Origin of the sequence: Centipeda periodontii DSM 2778, from assembly GCF_000213975.1 — a bacterium.
GTDB classification, from domain to species: Bacteria; Bacillota; Negativicutes; order Selenomonadales; family Selenomonadaceae; genus Centipeda; species Centipeda periodontii.
The window spans coordinates 1-1,008 of record NZ_GL892081.1 but is presented as its reverse complement, the minus strand read 5'-3'; the positions used below and the strand labels follow the sequence as shown (position 1 = coordinate 1,008).

The window sequence follows — 1,008 nt, the reverse complement described above, 5'->3', positions numbered from 1 at the left end:
TCCGGAGGAGGAGAACGGAAAGGTATCTGCGCTTGATATCCTGTGTATGACGAATGATGAAACACAGGTCAATATCGAAGTGCAGGTGCAGAAACGTCAGAACATGGGACAGCGCAGTCTGTACTACTGGGCGAAACTCTATCAGAGCACGCTGGGGCGGGGCGAGAACTACGAGAATTTGCGGCGGACGGTCGCGATCAATTTGCTCGGATATGAATATCTGCCGCTATCGGGATTTCACCATATGTACGGGCTCTATGACGAGACGGGCGTGCATCGGCTGACCGAGGATCTTGAGATACACTTTTTGGAGCTGCCAAAAGTAACGCGGAAGGATATCCGCAGTATGCGGACACTGGACAAGTGGATGGCTTTTATCAGCAACAAACTCAGTGATGAGGAAATGGAGGCGATTGCGATGAGTGAGGCGGCAATTAACACTGCGTGGGACAAGATCGAGGCGTTCATGCGCGATGCGGGGCAGCGGCGCAAATATGAACAGCGTGAGAAGTATGAGCATGACTATGTGAGCGATATGGAGGGATCGTGGAAGGATGGCGTTATGCATGTTGCCTTGAATATGCTACGCGCGCAAACTCCCATTGCCGTTATTAAAAAGATGACGGAAATGCCAGAATCGGCTATATTAAAACTGGCAAAAGATAATGGGCTCAGTATACAAGGATAGTGAACGATATGGAGGGATCGTGGAAGGAGGGGCGAGCAGCGGGCGCTACTGCTCCGGCTGCATCGGCAGCAGCTCCCGCGGCACCTGCTGCTACGGCGGGCGCAGGCGAACAGTCCGTGGACGCTCCGATGCCGGGCAAGATCATCGAAATCAAGGTCTTGGTTGGTCAGGTAGTCAAGGTGCGCGAGTCCCTCGTCATCCTCGGCTAATCGCACGAATACGATACATTCGGGAGCCCCCATGCGGGGCTCCTTTTTATTTGACCAAAGAGAGCGAATTTCTTATAATGAGGACAAGAAATAACAAGACTTGAGAGATAC

1 protein-coding gene and 1 pseudogene are annotated in these 1,008 nt (G+C 52.2%); both read left to right on the top strand.

What is annotated here, in order from left to right:
- On the top strand, window positions 1–688 hold a 688-nt coding region (locus tag HMPREF9081_RS12660), incomplete at its 5' end, for an Rpn family recombination-promoting nuclease/putative transposase (protein ID WP_006307825.1).
- A gap of 8 nt (window positions 689–696) precedes the next feature.
- Window positions 697–891, top strand: a pseudogene (locus HMPREF9081_RS12655) (acetyl-CoA carboxylase biotin carboxyl carrier protein subunit); the annotation flags it as partial.
- Window positions 892–1,008: the final 117 nt, after the last annotated feature.